The sequence below is a fragment of the Limnobacter sp. SAORIC-690 genome (assembly GCF_002954425.1).
In the GTDB taxonomy this organism is placed as follows: domain Bacteria; phylum Pseudomonadota; class Gammaproteobacteria; order Burkholderiales; family Burkholderiaceae_B; genus Limnobacter; species Limnobacter profundi.
The window spans coordinates 1,375,982-1,390,201 of sequence record NZ_MQVZ01000001.1 but is presented as its reverse complement, the minus strand read 5'-3'; the positions used below and the strand labels follow the sequence as shown (position 1 = coordinate 1,390,201).

The window sequence follows — 14,220 nt, the reverse complement described above, 5'->3', positions numbered from 1 at the left end:
CCGTCAAAGAAAATAAAAAAGCCGCGCTAGCATAAGCTAACACGGCTTTCTTAAAACTGATTCCGGAACACTCACATTCAGCATCACTTAAAGTGGCAACACAGTCACCACAAAAAGCAATGTCAAATGTTTAGGCCTGCTCTTCAGCGATTTCTACAATCTCAGCAGTTTCGGGACGATCCACCAACTCAACCAAAGCCATTGGTGCATTGTCGCCTTTGCGGAAACCAAACTTCAAAACGCGCATGTAACCACCTGGGCGAGCCGCGTAACGAGGACCGATCTCGTCAAACAACTTCACAACCATTTCACGGTCACGCAAGCGGCTAAATGCCAGGCGCTTGTTGGCCAGTGTGGGTGACTTGCCCATGGTAATAATGGGTTCTGCAATCTTGCGCAGTTCCTTGGCCTTTGGCAGCGTTGTTTTGATCACTTCGTGACGCAACAAAGCGTTGGTCATGTTTCTAAACATTGCAAGGCGGTGGCTGCTGGTGCGATTTAGTTTACGCAATCCATGACGGTGACGCATTTTAAATATCCTTCAATCTAACAAACGCTAAGCTCAAGGCTTATCGAGACCGGCGGGTGGCCAGTTTTCCAATTTCATACCGAGTGTCAAACCGCGTGCGGCCAACACCTCCTTGATTTCGTTCAATGACTTGCGACCCAGGTTTGGAGTCTTCAACAACTCGTTTTCTGTGCGCTGAATCAGATCGCCGATGTAATAAATGTTCTCTGCTTTCAAACAGTTTGCCGAACGTACTGTCAGTTCCAGATCATCGACTGGACGCAACAGGATTGGATCAACCTGTGGAGCACGCTGAGAAACTTCAGGTTCAGCCGTATTTTCCAGTGCAGCAAACACCGACAACTGCTCAACCAGAATACGCGCAGCCAAACGAATTGACTCCTCTGGCGACAACACACCATTGGTTTCAATCGACATCACCAAACGGTCCAAATCAGTACGCTGTTCTACACGCGCGCTTTCCACAGCGTAAGAGACACGTTTAACCGGGCTGAATGATGCATCCAACACGATCCGGCCAATCGCCTTGCTTGGCTCGTCAGGAAAACGACGAACCGAACCTGGCACATAACCACGACCTTTTTCAACTTTGATCTGCATGTCCAGCTTGCCGCCTTGCGACAAATGGGCAATCACGTGATCTGGGTTGATGATTTCAACATCATGGGGAAGCTCAATGTCACCCGCAGTCACTACACCCTCAACCTCGCGCTTCAAAGTCACGGTCACCACATCGCGTGATTCCAACTTGAAGACGATTCCTTTCAGGTTCAACAACAGGTCTACTACGTCTTCCTGCACTCCATCCAGTGTCGAGTATTCATGAACCACACCAGCGATTGACACCTCAGTGGGAGCATAACCAATCATGGATGACAACAACACGCGACGCAGAGCATTACCCAGAGTGTGGCCATAACCACGCTCAAACGGCTCCATGACTACTTTTGCACTGTTGGGAGCGACTGTCTCGACCTCAACAATACGTGGCTTCAGCAAGCTAGCATTAAACATTCAAAATCCTTTTCAATACCCTCGGCTCGTTACACCGATAAGGCTGGGGATCCCTGGGATCAGTTAATCAAATTAACGTGAGTACAATTCAACGATCAAGCTTTCGTTGATCTCTTGAGAGAGGTCAGCGCGCTCAGGAATGCTCTTGAAAGAACCTTCCATTTTCTTCGCATCCACATTGACCCACAGCGGGAAACCCATCTGTTCAGCCAAAGTTACAGACTCAACGATACGTGCCTGTGTCTTCGACTTTTCGCGAATGGAAATCACGTCATTCAACTTCACAGAATAGGAAGGAATGTTAACGGCTTTACCATTCACCAAAATTGCCTTGTGGCTGACCAGCTGACGTGCTTCGGCGCGTGTCGAGCCAAAACCCATGCGATAAACCACATTGTCCAGACGGGATTCCAACAGTTGCAACAAGGTTTCACCGGTGTTGCCTTTGCGGCGTGATGCTTCAGCAAAGTAGCGACGGAACTGCTTTTCCAGCACGCCATACATGCGCTTCACTTTTTGCTTTTCACGCAATTGTTGGCCGTAGTCAGAGGTACGAGCACCTGAGGTGCGACCATGCTGACCTGGCTTTGAATCCAGTTTGCACTTGGAATCGAGACTACGGCGTGCGCTTTTCAGACTTAAGTCTGTGCCTTCACGACGTGACAACTTACACTTTGGACCTGTATATCTAGCCACTTGAAACCTCTTTCATTACGCGATTTGACTCGCTTCAGTCCGCCAAACGATCTGACGAACAATGGTCTTAAAAAATTAGATGCGACGACGCTTGGGAGGACGACATCCGTTGTGCGGGATCGGAGTGATGTCAGAAATACTGGTCACTTTGATACCCAATGCATTCAAAGCACGTACGCTAGACTCACGGCCTGGGCCAGGTCCTTTGATAAGTACTTCAACTGTCTTGATACCGCATTCTTGCGCGGCCTTGCCTGCAACTTCAGCAGCCACCTGAGCAGCAAAAGGAGTCGACTTGCGTGAACCCTTGAAGCCCTGCGCACCCGATGTAGACCAAGCCAAGGCATTGCCCTGACGATCTGTGATCGTGATGATGGTGTTGTTGAATGAGGCGTGTACGTGCGCAATACCGTCAGAAATATTCTTTTTGACTTTTTTGCGTGCGCGGTTATTCGCTGTTCCTTTGGCCATTTGGCTAACCTTCCTATGATTACCTGATTATTTCTTCAGTGCGATACCAGCACGCTTCGGACCCTTGCGAGTGCGAGAGTTTGTGCGAGTACGCTGACCACGTACAGGCAGACCCTTGCGGTGACGGAAACCACGATAGCAACCCAAATCCATCAAACGCTTGATGTTCATGGTTACTTCACGGCGCAGATCACCTTCAGTCAGGTACTTGCCCACTTCGTCACGCAGCTTTTCCAAATCCGCGTCGTCGAGGTCTTTAACCTTCTTGGACTCAGGAATTGAGGTCACTGCACAAATTTTCTTGGCGGTGGAACGACCAATGCCGAAAATAGCAGTCAGACCGATAACGGTATGCTGGTGGCTTGGAATGTTAATGCCGGCAATACGAGCCATTTAAATCCCCTTTTATTAACCTTGACGCTGCTTGTGGCGCGGCTCAGAACAAATCACGCGAACAACGCCTTTGCGCTTGATCACTTTGCATTTTCTACAAATCTTTTTTACAGATGCCTGAACTTTCATGGCGAAACTCCAAAAAGAACCAATTCATTTGGCTCGAAAAACAATTCGTGCTCTGGACAAGTCGTACGGCGTCAACTCAACCGTCACCTTGTCACCAGGAAGAATCCGGATATAGTTCATCCGCATCTTGCCTGATATGTGACCAAGCACCACGTGACCATTTTCCAATTTCACTCGAAAAGTGGCGTTAGGGAGGTTTTCTACTACCTCTCCCTGCATTTGGATAACGTCGTCTTTAGACAATCACTACCTCGTTAATCCAGAACCCTTGAAGCTTGATTTCTTCAACAGGCTGTCGTATTGCTGGGACATCACGTAGGCCTGAACCTGCGCCATGAAATCCATCGCAACCACTACAATAATCAACAGAGATGTACCGCCAAAATAGAACGGAACACTCAATCCCAAAACCAGAAACTCAGGCAGCAAACACACCAGGGTGATGTAAGCCGCACCAATCAGTGTCAGACGTGTCAACACCTTGTCGATGTATCGTGACGTTTGCTCACCAGGGCGAATTCCAGGCAAAAATGCACCGCTTTTCTTCAAGTTGTCAGCAGTCTCTCTGCTGTTAAACACCAAGGCGGTGTAAAAGAAACAGAAAAAGACAATTGCAGCAGCGTATAACAACATGTACAGAGGGTGACCAGGAGAAAGCGTCTGAGAGACTTCTTTCAAAAACCCAACCACTGCACCATCCCCAGTACCAAACCAGCTCGTCAAAGTTGCGGGAAGCAAAATAATGCTAGACGCAAAAATTGGTGGAATCACACCCGCCATATTTAGTTTCAATGGCAAATGCGAGGTTTGACCCTGATAAATTTTGTTACCGACCTGTCTCTTGGCATAATTCACAGTAATCTTGCGTTGGCCGCGTTCAACAAACACAACCAAGTAAGTCACCGCCACCGCGAGAACAACGATCATCAGCGCAATCAAAGAATTCATCGCGCCGGTTCTGACCAGTTCAAACAAACCACCAATCGCCCCCGGCAACCCAGCCGCAATACCGGCAAAGATCAAAATAGAGATACCGTTGCCCAAACCACGTTCTGTAATCTGCTCACCCAACCACATCAAGAACATGGTTCCGGTGACCAAAGAAACAGCAGTGGTAAAACGAAACGCCATGCCCGGATCAATTACCAAACCAGCCTGAGACTCAAGAGCGATCGAAATGCCAATCGCCTGAAAAGTGGCCAGAAAGAAGGTGCCGTAGCGGGTATATTGGGTAATCTTGCGACGACCGGCCTCACCTTCCTTCTTCAAAGCCTCTAACTGAGGAACTACCACGCTGGCCAACTGCATCACAATCGACGCAGAAATGTAAGGCATGATACCCAAGGCAAAAACGGTAAAGCGGGAAAGTGCCCCGCCCGAGAACATGTTGAACATGCCCAAGATGCCGCCTTGCTGGCTATCAAACAACTGCTTCAGCTGGGTAGGATCGATTCCAGGTACCGGAATGTGTGCGCCAATACGATACACAATCAGAGCCAGCAACAAAAACACCAAGCGCTTGCGCAGGTCAGCGAATTTGTTGGATGACGCCAATGTAGATGGATTAAAGGCCACGCGATGCTCTCTTAAGCGTTAATGGTGCCGCCAGCTGCCGAGATGGCCTCTGCTGCGCCTTTCGTTGCCTTAATGCCGTTCAATGCCACAGCACGCTTGATCTCACCAGCCAGAATTACCTTCACTGACAAAGTTTGAGCCGGGACCAGGCCAGCCTGCTTCAAAGTCAGAATATCAATGGTATCCACAGCCAATGTGTCCAGATCGGTCAAACGGATCTGGGCATTGAAAGCGGCAGTGCGGGATGAAAAACCACGCTTGGGCAAACGACGGTGCATAGGCATTTGACCGCCTTCAAAACCGACTTTATGAAAACCGCCGCTGCGCGACTTTTGACCCTTGTGACCACGGCCAGCAGTTTTACCCCAGCCGGAGCCAATACCACGACCCACGCGCTTGCGGTTGAACTTACTGCCTGGTGCAGGTGCAAGTGTATTCAGTTCCATTATGCAGCCTCAACTTTCAACAGGTAGGACACCTTGTTAATCATTCCACGCACTTCGGGTGTATCAACCAGCACTCGGCTATGGTTCATACGACGCAGACCCAAACCGCGCACAGTTGCACGATGAGTTTCTTTGGTTCCGATAATGCTCTTAACCAACGTAACTTTTACAGATCCGCTCATGATTAAGCCTCAAATAACTTTTCAACTGACAAGCCACGCTTTGCGGCGATCTCAGCTGGGGTTTGCAACTTGCCCAAAGCATCCAAAGTTGCGCGAACCAGATTGTAAGGATTCGAGGAACCATGGCTCTTGGCCACGATATTGCGAACACCCACAACTTCCAGAACGGCGCGCATAGGGCCGCCCGCGATAATGCCGGTACCTTCTTGCGCTGGAGCCAGGAACACCTTAGAGGCACCGTGCTGACCGTACACAATGTGATGAATGGAGCCATCGCGCAGCGATACCTTTTCCATCTGGCGACGAGCCTGTTCCATGGCCTTTTGAACCGCCACGGGCACTTCACGGGATTTGCCTTTGCCCATACCCACGCTACCGTCACCATCACCTACTACGGTCAATGCTGCGAAGCCCAGGATACGGCCACCCTTAACAACCTTGGTCACGCGGTTAACCGCGATCATTTTTTCCTTCAGGCCGTCATCACGCGCTTCAGGCGCGGCATTTTTACCTTGCATTCTTGCCATGATCACTCCTTAGAATTTCAAGCCAGCTTCACGCGCAGCGTCAGCCAGTTCTTTAACGCGACCATGATAGGCAAAGCCTGAACGGTCAAAAGCAACTTCGCTGATACCGGCCGCCAAGGCGCGCTTAGCAATCGCAGCTCCAACCAATGCTGCAGCAGCCTTGTTCGAACCGGACTTACCTTCCAGCTGAGCACGCAACTCTTTGTCATTGGTAGACGCAGCGGCCAACACCTGACCACCATCTGCAGAATGAACTGCAGCGTAAATGTGGGAGTTGGTACGGAACACACACAGACGGGTTGCACGAGCAAGCGCGATACGACGTCTGGTTTGTTTTGCACGACGGGCACGTGCTTCTTGTTTAGTTTCCATGATTTACCTCTTGGCGCCTTATTTCTTCTTGGTCTCTTTGATAACCACACGCTCATCCGAATAACGCACACCCTTGCCTTTGTAGGGCTCTGGTGGACGATACGCGCGAATCTCAGCGGCAGTTTGACCAATCACTTGTTTGTCGGCACCCTTTAAGACGATCTCTGTGGGTGTTGGCGTCTCAGCCTTCACGCCTGCTGGCAATTTGTGAATGACAGGGTGAGAAAAACCCAGTGCCAGGTTGATCGAATCACCCTGAACCGCGGCTTTATAACCCACACCCACCAATTGCAGCTTGCGCTCGAAACCCTTGCTCACACCATTAACCATGTTGGCCAACAATGCGCGGGCCGTGCCAGCCTGCGCGTTTGCATCAGTCGTATCTACAACTGGCTTCACGGACAGAATGCCGTTCTCGAACACTGGCATAACCAATGAATTCACATTCAGCTTCAATTCGGCGCTACCGCCCTTCACTGAAACAACCTGGCCATTCACGGTAACCTGCACGCTTGAAGGCACGGAAATGGGAGCTTTCGCTACTCTTGACATTTCATTACCCCTTTAAGCCACGTAGCAGATAACTTCGCCGCCAATACCAGTGGTACGGGCCTTGCGATCAGTCATCACGCCTTTGGAAGTTGAAACAATTGCCACACCCAAGCCGTTCATCACCTCAGGAATAGCGTCTTTGCCTTTGTAAATACGCAAACCGGGCTTGGAAACGCGCTCGATCTTTTCGATCACTGGGCGACCAGCGTAGTACTTCAACTCAATTTTCAATACAGGTTTTGCGGACTCACCCACAATTGAGAAGCTCTCAATGTAGCCTTCGTCTTTCAAAACTTGCGCAATAGCTACCTTCACTTTTGAGGAAGGCATCTCAACCGAAACCTTGTCAACACCCTGAGCATTGCGAATGCGGGTCAACATGTCGGCGATTGGATCACTCATACTCATAATTAGAACCCCTTACCAACTTGCCTTAGTGATTCCAGGAATCTCACCACGCATGGCAATTTCACGGATCTTGTTACGGGCCAGACCGAACAAACGGAATGTGCCGCGGGGACGACCAGTCAATTCGCAGCGATTGCGCTGACGAGTTGGGTTCGCATTTCTTGGCAGCGCCTGCAACTTAAGACGTGCCTCATAACGGTCTGCTTCACTGACCGACTGATCTTTTACAATCTTGTTCAAAGCCTCACGCTTGGCCGAGTACTTCTTGACCAGTGCTGCGCGCTTTTTCTCACGATTAATCAAAGCTAGTTTTGCCACGTCACACCTCAGTTACGGAACGGGAACTTGAAAGCGGTTAACAAAGCCTTGGCTTCATCGTTGGTACGCGCTGTCGTAGTTACGCTGATGTTGAGACCCCGAAGTGCGTCGATTTTGTCGTACTCAATCTCAGGGAAAATAATCTGTTCTTTGATACCAATGTTGTAGTTGCCACGGCCATCAAAAGATTTGCCAGACACCCCACGGAAGTCGCGCACACGAGGAAACGCGATCGTTACCAAACGATCCAGGAATTCATACATGCGGTCTCCGCGCAGAGTTACCATACAACCTACTGGATAACCTTCGCGAATCTTGAAACCGGCAATCGCCTTTTTGGCTTTCGTCACCACCGGCTTCTGGCCAGCGATTTTAGTCAAATCACCAACAGCGTGCTCAATGATCTTTTTGTCATTGACAGCCTCACCCACACCCATATTCAGGGTAATTTTGGTAATGCGAGGCACTTCCATCACCGACTTGTAACCAAACTGCTTGGTCAATTGACCAACCACTTCGTTTCTATAAAACTCTTGAAAACGTGACACGACGGCCCCCTTAGTTTGCCAACTGAGCGCCGGTTTTCACCAGGACTCGCACGGACTTTCCATCAACTTCCTTGATGGCTACACGAGATGGCTTACCTGTCTCTTTGTCAAACAAGCTGACATTGGACTGGTGGATAGGCATTGTTTTGTCGACAACACCACCAACATCTCCCTTCATAGGATTTGGCTTTTGATGCTTCTTAACGATGTTGACACCCTCTACCAAGAGGTACTCATCGTTCACACGGGAAAGCACAACGCCTTTCTTTCCCTTGAACTTGCCGTTAAGAACCAGCACTTCATCGCCTTTGCGAATTTTGTTCATATTTACCTCACAGAACTTCTGGTGCCAACGACACGATTTTCATGAACTTTTCATTACGAAGCTCACGTGTCACTGGGCCAAAAATACGGGTACCGATGGGTTCAAGTTTTGCATTCAACAAAACCGCTGCGTTGCTGTCGAATTTAATCAACGCACCATCTGGGCGACGAACGCCCTTGGCCGTACGAACGACCACCGCGTTGTAAATTTCGCCTTTCTTGACACGACCGCGTGGGGCCGCATCTTTAATGGACACCTTGATGATGTCACCAATGCCCGCGTAACGGCGCTTGGAACCACCAAGAACCTTGATGCACATTACAGAACGCGCACCCGTGTTGTCGGCCACATCTAGCCGTGATTGCATTTGTATCATGGATTGTCAAACCAACTTAATTGCTTTCGCAACCAGTTTTGGTCCCGCAAGGGTTGAAAAGATAGCCTGCTATATTAGCAGGCTTGAATTACTTGAGCAAGACAAAAATCAGATGATTTTCGCTTTCTCCAACACTTTGGTCACACTCCAAGATTTTGTCTTGGAAATTGGACGACCTTCGCAGATCTCAACCAGGTCACCCTCACCCACTTCATTACTTTCGTCGTGGGCAGTGTACTTGTGAGACTTAACGATGTACTTGCCATAAATCGGATGCTTGATTCGGTTTTCAACCATCACAACCACCGATTTGGTCATCTTGTCACTTACAACGCGACCCACCAGGGTACGCTTCAAACTTACTTTCGCTTCGGTGCTCATGCGGACCTCTTCGATTGAGTCATCACCGTTTTTACACGTGCGATGTCTTTACGTACTTTTGCCAACTGGGAGTTGTTGGTCAGCTGCTGCGTAGCAGCCTGCATACGCAGAGAAAACTGCGCGCGCAACAACTCTTCCAACTCTTTCGTCAATTCTGCAGCGCTTTTGCCGCGCAATTCAGAAGCTTTCATTGCTTAACTCCCAATCTGACGTGTTACGAACACACAAGGAAGAGGCAACTTGGCAGCTGCCAGGCGGAACGCCTCACGCGCCAACTCTTCACTCACACCGTCCATCTCGTAGAGCACCTTACCAGGCTGAATCTCAGCCACATAAAACTCAACGCTACCCTTACCGTTACCCATACGAACTTCCGCAGGCTTGTTGGTAATTGGCTTGTCCGGAAACACGCGAATCCAAATCTTACCGCCACGTTTGATGTGGCGAACCATGGCTCGACGAGCTGACTCGATCTGGCGTGCAGTCAAGCGACCGCGGCCAGTGGACTTCAGACCGTAAACACCAAAAGAAACACTTGCGCCACGCGTGGCCAGACCGGTATTACGGCCTTTGTGTTCTTTTCTATATTTGCGACGTGATGGCTGTAACATCATGCGCTCCTAGATTACTGTTCTGAGGAAGTGCTGGCAGCGCCTTCCTCTTTGTTTGAACCACTAGCTGCTGCGCTAGCACCTTCGGGTTTACGCGCTTTGCGTGCACCGGCTCCGGCTGGACGAGTGGAGGGACGACGCGGACGACGCTCTTCCTTTTCTGCCTCAACTGGTGCTGCGGCCACATCGCCACGACCCAATGTGTCACCCTTGTACACCCAAACCTTGATGCCGATGATGCCGTAGGTGGTAGCGGCTTCACTTGTGGCGTAATCAATGTCTGCACGCAGTGTGTGCAAAGGCACACGACCTTCACGGTACCACTCGGTACGGGCAATTTCGATGCCATTCAAACGACCCGAGGACATGATCTTGATACCTTGGGCACCCATGCGCATTGCGTTTTGCATCGCGCGCTTCATGGCACGGCGGAACATAATGCGACGCTCGAGCTGCTGGGAAATTCCGTCGGCGATCAATTGCGCGTCAATTTCAGGCTTGCGAACTTCTTCGATGTTCACATGAACTGGCACACCAACCAATTTTTGCAAGCTGGCTTTCAACAACTCAATGTCTTCACCTTTCTTGCCAATCACCACGCCTGGACGAGCTGAGTAAATTGTCACGCGAGCATTCTTGGCTGGACGTTCAATCAGCACCCGACCAACTGACGCATTTTTCAACTTCTTCTTCAGGAAATCACGAACCTGAATGTCTTCAAGAAGCATCTTGGAGAAATCACGATTCGATGCGTACCAGCGAGAAGCCCAGTTGCGTGATACCGCGAGGCGAAAGCCCGTAGGGTTAATCTTCTGACCCATGTAACCCCCTTAGTTTCCAACCGTCACATAAATGTGACTGGTCTTCTTAGTGATACGATTGCCACGGCCCTTGGCTCGCGCTGTAAAGCGCTTCAACACAGGACCCTCTTCCACGTAAATGGTTTTTACTTTCAATTCATCAACATCAGCACCATCATTGTGCTCGGCGTTGGCGATTGCACTTTCCAACACTTTTTTCACAATCAATGCCGCCTTCTGCGGAGAGAAAGCAAGAATGCTCAAGGCTTGATCAACCTTTTTACCGCGAATCAAATCAGCGACCATGCGGCCACGCTGAGGAGACAAGCGAACACCCTTCAAAATTGCACGAGTTTCCATTTCTTACCCCTTATCGCTTGGCCTTCTTGTCAGCCGCGTGCCCCTTGAAAGTGCGTGTCAACGCAAATTCACCGAGTTTGTGACCAACCATGTTTTCGTTGATGTACACAGGCACATGTTGCTTGCCATTGTGAACAGCGATTGTCAGACCGATGAACTCAGGGAGTACAGTCGAGCGACGTGACCAGGTTTTAATTGGACGCTTGTCCTTGGATGCTGCAGCAGCCTCTACTTTTTTGATCAAGTGGGCGTCGCAGAAAGGACCTTTTTTTAATGAACGAGACATATCTGTTTACCCCACTTAACGCTTGTGACGACGCTGAACAATCATCGAATTGGTACGCTTGTTGTTGCGAGTGCGGTAGCCTTTGGCTGGCTGACCCCACGGGCTCACAGGCACACGACCTTCGCCGGTCTTACCTTCACCACCACCGTGCGGGTGATCTACCGGGTTCATCGCGGTACCACGCACAGTTGGGCGAATACCCTTCCAGCGTGTTGCACCAGCCTTACCCACCTTCTTCAAACTGTTCTCTTCGTTGCTCACTTCACCAATAGTGGCGCGGCATTCGATGTGAACACGACGGATTTCACCAGAGCGCAAACGCATTTGGGCGTAGGTGCCGTCACGGGCCAGCAACATGGCTGAGCCACCGGCTGAACGTGCAATTTGAGCACCCTTGCCTGGCAGCATTTCTACACAGTGCACTGTTGTACCCACGGGAATGTTGCGAATTGGCAAAGTATTACCGATCTTGATTGGCGCCTCGGAGCCATTCACAACGGTTTGACCCAACTGCAAACCACGGGGTGCAATAATGTATGCGCGCTCACCATCTGCATAGCAGATCAAGGCAATGTGGGCCGTACGGTTTGGATCGTACTCAATCGTTTCCACTTTCGCTGGCACGCCGTCTTTGTTGCGTTTGAAGTCAACCATGCGGTAGTGCTGCTTGTGACCACCGCCCATGTGACGGGTAGTAATGCGACCATTGTTGTTACGACCTGCAGTCTTGGATTTCTTTTCCAGAAGCGGTGCGTAAGGCTCACCCTTGTGCAAATGCGGATGAACCACTTTCACCATGGCACGACGGCCGGGTGATGTTGGCTTTAATTTAACTAATGGCATGTTACGCAGCCTCCGAGAAATTAATTTCCTGACCAGCTTTCAGTGCAACATAGGCTTTGCGCACATCGGAACGGCGCCCCATGGTGCGGCCAAAACGCTTCTGCTTGCCAGCAATGTTGACTACACGCACAGCCTCAACCTCAACCTTGAACAGCAGCTCTACAGCAGCCTTGATCTCGTGTTTGGTCGCAGTGGTGCAGACCTTAAAAGCAATTTGCTCATGCTTGTCGGCCAGCATGGTGCTCTTTTCAGAGACGATGGGTGCCAACAAAATTTTCATTAAACGCTGGGTGTTCATGCGTACATCTCCTGCAGTTTGTCGATTGCAGCACGAGTCGCAACCACTTTCTTGAAATAAATCAAGGAAAGAGGGTCGGCGTAGCGTGGCTCGACCACTGCCACATTGGGCAGGTTTCTGGATGCCAGGTACAAGTTTTCGTCCACTGAATCAACAATCATCAGGACTGAATCGAGACCCATGCCTTTCAATTTTTGATCAAGCAGCTTTGTCTTTGGTGCTTCCAAGTCCAAGGACTCAACCACAACCAGACGACCTTCGCGACTCAATTGAGACAGGATGGAGCAAACGCCCGCGCGGAACATTTTCTTGTTCAGCTTCTGCGTAAAATTCTCATCGGGAGAGTTCGGGAAGGTTTTACCGCCTCCGCGCCACAAGGGGCTAGAGACTGCACCAGCACGCGCACGGCCAGTACCTTTCTGCTTCCAAGGCTTGCGCGTTGAGGCACGAACTTCAGAACGATCTTTTTGTTGACGTGTACCCTGACGTGCGTTGGCCTGGTACGCAACAACCAACTGATGAATCAGCGGCTCGTTGTATTCACGGCCAAACACAACATCGGAAACCTGAACAGTTTGAGAGGCCTGCCCAGAATCACTAATGACTTTCAATTCCATCTGGTTCCCCTTACGCCTTTGCCTTGACAGCTGGCTTAACCAACAATTGGCCACCCTTTGATCCGGGCACAGCGCCCTTGATCAAAAGCAAACCACGCTCGGCGTCAACACGAACCACTTCCAGATTCTGGGTGGTTCGATTTACGTTACCCAATTGACCTGCCATACGCTTACCAGGGAAGACTCGACCTGGATCCTGGGCCATACCGATTGAACCAGGCGCATTGTGGGAGATCGAGTTACCGTGGGACGCGCGCTGCGAACTAAAGTGGTGACGCTTGATGGCACCGCTGAAACCTTTACCCTGCGTTACACCACTGACGTCAACTTTTTGACCAGGCGCAAAAATTTCTGCTGAAACGGCAGCACCAACCTGCAATTCAGCAAGCTTGGCCGTGTCAACGCGAAATTCAACAAGGGAGGAAGCGGCTTCGATAGAAGCTGCTGCAAAATGACCAGCCTGCGCCTTGACAACGCGGGAGGCTCGCTTGGACCCGTAGGCCAACTGAACGGCTGTGTAGCCATCTTGTTCGAGTGTTTTGAGCTGCGCAACACGGTTAGAAGACACATCAACAACAGTCACGGGAATTGAAACACCCGCGTCTGTAAAGATGCGCATCATGCCGATCTTGCGACCAATAAGGCCTAGACTCATGATTTCTCCAATTTCGGCTACGATTGGCCGAATGATTAAATTCTATCTAAAGCTAACCTTTTGAAAAGGTTAGCCGAAGATTATATGCGTTAATTAAATTTATTGCAACTTGATTTCAACATCTACGCCAGCAGGCAGATCCAGCTTCATCAAAGCATCTACAGTTTTGTCTGTAGGGTCAACGATGTCCATCAGACGCTGATGGGTGCGGATCTCGAACTGGTCACGTGAAGACTTGTTCACGTGAGGGGAACGCAGAATGTCGAAGCGCTTGATTCGGGTAGGCAACGGAACCGGACCTTTCACCACGGCGCCTGTGCGCTTGGCTGTTTCCACGATTTCGAGTGCAGACTGATCAATCAGCTTGTAGTCGAAAGCTTTCAAGCGAATACGAATTTTTTGATTATTCATGTTTGTTCCTAAAGAGCTGAAAGAGTGTGACCAAACTTAACTTTTGGCTCACCTCAAAATTACCCGCATCAAACGATTGATGCGGGCTCATTCCAAG

At 50.1% G+C, this 14,220-nt stretch carries 29 protein-coding genes; all 29 read right to left on the bottom strand.

The genetic code is table 11. The features are described 5' to 3' along the window. Positions 1-130 precede the first annotated feature (130 nt). Positions 131-529 carry a 50S ribosomal protein L17 gene (rplQ, locus tag BSZ31_RS06630; RefSeq protein WP_008249425.1) on the bottom strand — a complete coding sequence of 133 codons (399 nt, stop codon included), beginning with the start codon at positions 527-529 and terminating at the stop codon, positions 131-133. A gap of 33 nt (positions 530-562) precedes the next feature. Continuing rightward, the gene (gene rpoA / locus BSZ31_RS06625; RefSeq protein WP_008249422.1) at positions 563-1,543 is read right to left on the bottom strand and encodes a DNA-directed RNA polymerase subunit alpha; all 981 of its coding nucleotides are present in this window, start codon (positions 1,541-1,543) and stop codon (positions 563-565) included. A 72-nt stretch (positions 1,544-1,615) separates the two neighbouring features. Continuing rightward, positions 1,616-2,239 (bottom strand): 30S ribosomal protein S4, encoded by a 624-nt coding sequence (rpsD, locus tag BSZ31_RS06620; RefSeq protein WP_105028076.1) that lies wholly within the window; start codon positions 2,237-2,239, stop codon positions 1,616-1,618. 75 nt (positions 2,240-2,314) lie between these two features. Further along, the gene (gene rpsK / locus BSZ31_RS06615; RefSeq protein WP_008249418.1) at positions 2,315-2,710 is read right to left on the bottom strand and encodes a 30S ribosomal protein S11; all 396 of its coding nucleotides are present in this window, start codon (positions 2,708-2,710) and stop codon (positions 2,315-2,317) included. A 27-nt stretch (positions 2,711-2,737) separates the two neighbouring features. Then, the gene (gene rpsM, locus BSZ31_RS06610) at positions 2,738-3,103 is read right to left on the bottom strand and encodes a 30S ribosomal protein S13 (RefSeq protein WP_008249417.1); all 366 of its coding nucleotides are present in this window, start codon (positions 3,101-3,103) and stop codon (positions 2,738-2,740) included. Positions 3,104-3,118: 15 nt separating this feature from the next. Then, the gene (gene rpmJ / locus BSZ31_RS06605; protein WP_008249416.1) at positions 3,119-3,232 is read right to left on the bottom strand and encodes a 50S ribosomal protein L36; all 114 of its coding nucleotides are present in this window, start codon (positions 3,230-3,232) and stop codon (positions 3,119-3,121) included. A 24-nt stretch (positions 3,233-3,256) separates the two neighbouring features. After that, positions 3,257-3,475, bottom strand: a complete 219-nt coding sequence (gene infA, locus BSZ31_RS06600; RefSeq protein ID WP_008249415.1) for a translation initiation factor IF-1 — start codon at positions 3,473-3,475, stop codon at positions 3,257-3,259. A gap of 3 nt (positions 3,476-3,478) precedes the next feature. After that, entirely contained in the window at positions 3,479-4,807 is a 1,329-nt protein-coding gene (gene secY / locus BSZ31_RS06595; RefSeq protein ID WP_105028075.1) for a preprotein translocase subunit SecY, read from the bottom strand. 11 nt (positions 4,808-4,818) lie between these two features. After that, a complete protein-coding gene (rplO, locus tag BSZ31_RS06590; protein WP_105028074.1) occupies positions 4,819-5,253 on the bottom strand; it encodes a 50S ribosomal protein L15 in 435 nt (144 codons plus the stop codon). Next, complete coding sequence (rpmD, locus tag BSZ31_RS06585) at positions 5,253-5,435, bottom strand: 50S ribosomal protein L30 (protein ID WP_008249412.1); 183 nt, start codon at positions 5,433-5,435, stop codon at positions 5,253-5,255. The genes rplO and rpmD overlap by 1 nt, the downstream gene beginning before the upstream one ends. A gap of 2 nt (positions 5,436-5,437) precedes the next feature. Further along, entirely contained in the window at positions 5,438-5,962 is a 525-nt protein-coding gene (gene rpsE, locus BSZ31_RS06580) for a 30S ribosomal protein S5 (RefSeq protein WP_008249411.1), read from the bottom strand. Between the two features lie 9 nt (positions 5,963-5,971). Continuing rightward, positions 5,972-6,334, bottom strand: a complete 363-nt coding sequence (rplR, locus tag BSZ31_RS06575) for a 50S ribosomal protein L18 (RefSeq protein ID WP_105028073.1) — start codon at positions 6,332-6,334, stop codon at positions 5,972-5,974. An 18-nt stretch (positions 6,335-6,352) separates the two neighbouring features. Then, positions 6,353-6,886, bottom strand: coding sequence for a 50S ribosomal protein L6 (rplF, locus tag BSZ31_RS06570; RefSeq protein WP_105028072.1), 534 nt, complete (start codon positions 6,884-6,886; stop codon positions 6,353-6,355). Positions 6,887-6,898: 12 nt separating this feature from the next. After that, complete coding sequence (rpsH, locus tag BSZ31_RS06565) at positions 6,899-7,294, bottom strand: 30S ribosomal protein S8 (RefSeq protein WP_008249408.1); 396 nt, start codon at positions 7,292-7,294, stop codon at positions 6,899-6,901. Positions 7,295-7,306: 12 nt separating this feature from the next. Further along, positions 7,307-7,612, bottom strand: a complete 306-nt coding sequence (rpsN, locus tag BSZ31_RS06560) for a 30S ribosomal protein S14 (protein WP_105028071.1) — start codon at positions 7,610-7,612, stop codon at positions 7,307-7,309. 8 nt (positions 7,613-7,620) lie between these two features. Continuing rightward, the gene (rplE, locus tag BSZ31_RS06555; protein ID WP_105028070.1) at positions 7,621-8,160 is read right to left on the bottom strand and encodes a 50S ribosomal protein L5; all 540 of its coding nucleotides are present in this window, start codon (positions 8,158-8,160) and stop codon (positions 7,621-7,623) included. 10 nt (positions 8,161-8,170) lie between these two features. Then, on the bottom strand, positions 8,171-8,485 hold the full coding sequence (gene rplX, locus BSZ31_RS06550; RefSeq protein ID WP_105028069.1) for a 50S ribosomal protein L24: 315 nt from the start codon (positions 8,483-8,485) through the stop codon (positions 8,171-8,173). 7 nt (positions 8,486-8,492) lie between these two features. Beyond that, positions 8,493-8,861 carry a 50S ribosomal protein L14 gene (gene rplN / locus BSZ31_RS06545; RefSeq protein ID WP_008253348.1) on the bottom strand — a complete coding sequence of 123 codons (369 nt, stop codon included), beginning with the start codon at positions 8,859-8,861 and terminating at the stop codon, positions 8,493-8,495. 108 nt (positions 8,862-8,969) lie between these two features. Continuing rightward, complete coding sequence (gene rpsQ / locus BSZ31_RS06540; RefSeq protein ID WP_008253346.1) at positions 8,970-9,242, bottom strand: 30S ribosomal protein S17; 273 nt, start codon at positions 9,240-9,242, stop codon at positions 8,970-8,972. Further along, positions 9,239-9,433, bottom strand: a complete 195-nt coding sequence (gene rpmC / locus BSZ31_RS06535) for a 50S ribosomal protein L29 (protein WP_008253344.1) — start codon at positions 9,431-9,433, stop codon at positions 9,239-9,241. Before rpmC ends, rpsQ begins: the two co-directional genes overlap by 4 nt. Before the next feature lie 3 nt (positions 9,434-9,436). Next, on the bottom strand, positions 9,437-9,853 hold the full coding sequence (gene rplP / locus BSZ31_RS06530) for a 50S ribosomal protein L16 (protein ID WP_008253343.1): 417 nt from the start codon (positions 9,851-9,853) through the stop codon (positions 9,437-9,439). A 14-nt stretch (positions 9,854-9,867) separates the two neighbouring features. Next, the gene (gene rpsC / locus BSZ31_RS06525) at positions 9,868-10,674 is read right to left on the bottom strand and encodes a 30S ribosomal protein S3 (protein WP_105028068.1); all 807 of its coding nucleotides are present in this window, start codon (positions 10,672-10,674) and stop codon (positions 9,868-9,870) included. A 9-nt stretch (positions 10,675-10,683) separates the two neighbouring features. After that, positions 10,684-11,013: a 50S ribosomal protein L22 gene (rplV, locus tag BSZ31_RS06520; protein WP_105028067.1), complete on the bottom strand. Its 330-nt coding sequence runs from the start codon at positions 11,011-11,013 to the stop codon at positions 10,684-10,686. Positions 11,014-11,023: 10 nt separating this feature from the next. Then, entirely contained in the window at positions 11,024-11,299 is a 276-nt protein-coding gene (rpsS, locus tag BSZ31_RS06515) for a 30S ribosomal protein S19 (protein WP_105028066.1), read from the bottom strand. 15 nt (positions 11,300-11,314) lie between these two features. Continuing rightward, positions 11,315-12,142, bottom strand: coding sequence for a 50S ribosomal protein L2 (gene rplB / locus BSZ31_RS06510; protein ID WP_105028065.1), 828 nt, complete (start codon positions 12,140-12,142; stop codon positions 11,315-11,317). A gap of 1 nt (position 12,143) precedes the next feature. Beyond that, complete coding sequence (gene rplW, locus BSZ31_RS06505) at positions 12,144-12,440, bottom strand: 50S ribosomal protein L23 (protein ID WP_008253367.1); 297 nt, start codon at positions 12,438-12,440, stop codon at positions 12,144-12,146. Then, a complete protein-coding gene (rplD, locus tag BSZ31_RS06500) occupies positions 12,437-13,057 on the bottom strand; it encodes a 50S ribosomal protein L4 (protein WP_008253364.1) in 621 nt (206 codons plus the stop codon). The genes rplW and rplD overlap by 4 nt, the downstream gene beginning before the upstream one ends. A 10-nt stretch (positions 13,058-13,067) precedes the next feature. Continuing rightward, positions 13,068-13,712: a 50S ribosomal protein L3 gene (gene rplC / locus BSZ31_RS06495; protein ID WP_105028064.1), complete on the bottom strand. Its 645-nt coding sequence runs from the start codon at positions 13,710-13,712 to the stop codon at positions 13,068-13,070. Positions 13,713-13,811: 99 nt separating this feature from the next. Then, on the bottom strand, positions 13,812-14,123 hold the full coding sequence (gene rpsJ / locus BSZ31_RS06490; RefSeq protein ID WP_008253393.1) for a 30S ribosomal protein S10: 312 nt from the start codon (positions 14,121-14,123) through the stop codon (positions 13,812-13,814). Positions 14,124-14,220: the final 97 nt, after the last annotated feature.

Coding starts and splice junctions, on each gene's coding strand:
- rplV (WP_105028067.1), bottom strand. CDS start 11,013: ATGGAAACTCGTGCAATTTTGAAGGGTGTTCGCTTGTCTCCTCAGCGT.
- rpoA (WP_008249422.1), bottom strand. CDS start 1,543: ATGTTTAATGCTAGCTTGCTGAAGCCACGTATTGTTGAGGTCGAGACA.
- rpmJ (WP_008249416.1), bottom strand. CDS start 3,232: ATGAAAGTTCAGGCATCTGTAAAAAAGATTTGTAGAAAATGCAAAGTG.
- rpsM (WP_008249417.1), bottom strand. CDS start 3,103: ATGGCTCGTATTGCCGGCATTAACATTCCAAGCCACCAGCATACCGTT.
- rplP (WP_008253343.1), bottom strand. CDS start 9,853: ATGTTACAGCCATCACGTCGCAAATATAGAAAAGAACACAAAGGCCGT.
- rplB (WP_105028065.1), bottom strand. CDS start 12,142: ATGCCATTAGTTAAATTAAAGCCAACATCACCCGGCCGTCGTGCCATG.
- rpsQ (WP_008253346.1), bottom strand. CDS start 9,242: ATGAGCACCGAAGCGAAAGTAAGTTTGAAGCGTACCCTGGTGGGTCGC.
- rplX (WP_105028069.1), bottom strand. CDS start 8,485: ATGAACAAAATTCGCAAAGGCGATGAAGTGCTGGTTCTTAACGGCAAG.
- rplC (WP_105028064.1), bottom strand. CDS start 13,712: ATGAGTCTAGGCCTTATTGGTCGCAAGATCGGCATGATGCGCATCTTT.
- rpsK (WP_008249418.1), bottom strand. CDS start 2,710: ATGGCCAAAGGAACAGCGAATAACCGCGCACGCAAAAAAGTCAAAAAG.
- rpsC (WP_105028068.1), bottom strand. CDS start 10,674: ATGGGTCAGAAGATTAACCCTACGGGCTTTCGCCTCGCGGTATCACGC.
- rplW (WP_008253367.1), bottom strand. CDS start 12,440: ATGAACACCCAGCGTTTAATGAAAATTTTGTTGGCACCCATCGTCTCT.
- rpsS (WP_105028066.1), bottom strand. CDS start 11,299: ATGTCTCGTTCATTAAAAAAAGGTCCTTTCTGCGACGCCCACTTGATC.
- rplN (WP_008253348.1), bottom strand. CDS start 8,861: ATGATACAAATGCAATCACGGCTAGATGTGGCCGACAACACGGGTGCG.
- rpsE (WP_008249411.1), bottom strand. CDS start 5,962: ATGGCAAGAATGCAAGGTAAAAATGCCGCGCCTGAAGCGCGTGATGAC.
- rpsH (WP_008249408.1), bottom strand. CDS start 7,294: ATGAGTATGAGTGATCCAATCGCCGACATGTTGACCCGCATTCGCAAT.
- rplQ (WP_008249425.1), bottom strand. CDS start 529: ATGCGTCACCGTCATGGATTGCGTAAACTAAATCGCACCAGCAGCCAC.
- rplR (WP_105028073.1), bottom strand. CDS start 6,334: ATGGAAACTAAACAAGAAGCACGTGCCCGTCGTGCAAAACAAACCAGA.
- rplD (WP_008253364.1), bottom strand. CDS start 13,057: ATGGAATTGAAAGTCATTAGTGATTCTGGGCAGGCCTCTCAAACTGTT.
- rplF (WP_105028072.1), bottom strand. CDS start 6,886: ATGTCAAGAGTAGCGAAAGCTCCCATTTCCGTGCCTTCAAGCGTGCAG.
- rpsJ (WP_008253393.1), bottom strand. CDS start 14,123: ATGAATAATCAAAAAATTCGTATTCGCTTGAAAGCTTTCGACTACAAG.
- rplO (WP_105028074.1), bottom strand. CDS start 5,253: ATGGAACTGAATACACTTGCACCTGCACCAGGCAGTAAGTTCAACCGC.
- rpmC (WP_008253344.1), bottom strand. CDS start 9,433: ATGAAAGCTTCTGAATTGCGCGGCAAAAGCGCTGCAGAATTGACGAAA.
- rpmD (WP_008249412.1), bottom strand. CDS start 5,435: ATGAGCGGATCTGTAAAAGTTACGTTGGTTAAGAGCATTATCGGAACC.